General features: G+C 68.0%; 1 protein-coding gene. It reads left to right on the top strand.

Features of this window, described 5'->3' with window-relative positions; all coding sequences use genetic code 11:
- Positions 1 to 377: 377 nt before the first annotated feature.
- A partial coding sequence (locus G3N93_RS39785; RefSeq protein WP_206135499.1) for an LLM class flavin-dependent oxidoreductase occupies positions 378 to 1,170 on the top strand: 793 nt, incomplete at its 3' end.

The raw sequence follows: 1,170 nt of genomic DNA, 5'->3' as shown, positions 1-1,170 counted from the left end.
GACAGGAGGCGCAGCGAACGCGGCTGCGGCAACGGCGAGGAAGCGGCAAGGCTGGCGGACATCGAGACGGATTCCCTGGGTAATACGGAAAGCGATACCGACAGGCGGCAATCGCGACAATCGCGGCAATCGATCGCCGCGCGGCGCGGTTTCTCGTGAAATCGGCGATCCGGAACGCACCGCGCCGGATTCGCCGGCGCCCGCGCGTCCGATCGTTCGTGAGCCCACAGCGTATGCGCAGCGCACCCCCACCCAAACCATGCAAATCTGATATTCAAATCGGGATTGATTATTTCCGTTTCGCATGATCGCGGCGTTAACCTGCGCTCCATTCCTGCCCGGCCACGCGCCGGGTCGTCCCTGCACCGGAGACCCAGATGAGCGTCGAATTCATCGGCATGATCCAGAGCCAGAAGCAGTCGGAAATCCACCCGCCGTCCGGCCCTGTCGTCGATCCCGATTACGTGCGTGACTTTGCACGCGCACACGAGACGGCCGGCTTCGACCGGATCCTCGTGCCGCACCACTCGACCGGCCCGTCGGCGACGCTGACGATCGCGTTCGCGGCCGCCGCGACCGAGCGCATTCACTTCATGCTCGCGCATCGCCCGGGCTTCACCGCGCCGACGCTCGCCGCGCGGCAGATCGCGACGCTCGACCAGTTCAGCCGCGGCCGGCTCGCCGTGCACTTCATCTCCGGCGGCTCGGACAGCGAGCAGCAACGCGACGGCGACTTCCTCGACCACGACGCGCGCTATGCGCGCACCGACGAATACCTCGGCATCCTGCGGCGGATCTGGACCGAAGCGCAGCCGTTCGATCACGACGGCACGCACTACCGGTTCAAGCAGGGCTTTTCGGAAGTGAAGCCGTTCCAGCAGCCGCATGTGCCGATCTATTTCGGCGGCGCATCGGAAGCGGCGCTCGCGGTGGCCGGCAAGCACGCGGACGTCTACGCGCTGTGGGGCGAATCGCTCGACCAGGTGCGCGACCTGACGACGCGCGTGCGCGCCGAAGCCGCGCAGCACGGCCGGCAGGTGCGCTTCTCCGTGTCGTTCCGCCCGATCCTCGCCGCGACCGAGGACGAAGCCTGGGCGCGCGCGCATCGCATCCTCGACGAAACGCGCCGGCTGCGCGAAGCGGCCGGCCTCGGCGCCGGCGGCCCGCAGA

It is taken from the genome of Burkholderia sp. Se-20378 (assembly GCF_017104665.1).
GTDB lineage: Bacteria > Pseudomonadota > Gammaproteobacteria > Burkholderiales > Burkholderiaceae > Burkholderia > Burkholderia lata.
The sequence above is the reverse complement of the archived record's forward strand: the minus strand, read 5'-3'. Positions and strand labels throughout refer to the sequence as shown.